The sequence below is a fragment of the Paenibacillus sp. BJ-4 genome, from assembly GCF_020404765.1.
GTDB lineage: Bacteria > Bacillota > Bacilli > Paenibacillales > Paenibacillaceae > Paenibacillus.
Genome location: NZ_JAIVEM010000101.1, coordinates 1 through 211, shown reverse-complemented (window position 1 = coordinate 211; position 211 = coordinate 1). Strand labels below are relative to the sequence as shown.

General features: G+C 42.2%; 1 pseudogene. It reads left to right on the top strand.

The features are described from left to right. Positions 1-2: 2 nt before the first annotated feature. Positions 3-211: pseudogene (locus LCF57_RS17770) on the top strand (IS5/IS1182 family transposase); the annotation flags it as partial.

Genomic DNA, 211 nt, shown 5'->3' with positions numbered 1-211 from the left:
GTATGCTGCGATCTCATCGAGACAAACAACAATCCTTTGAATTCGTTTCCCTGGAAGAACTGGTACCGCAAGATCATTTGCTTCGCAAAGTTGATAAATATATAGGCTTTTCCTTTATTCATGAGAAGGTAAGCCCGCTGTATTGTGCGGACAACGGGCGTCCTGCCATTGATCCTACCGTGTTGTTTAAAATGATCTTTCTCGGTTATTT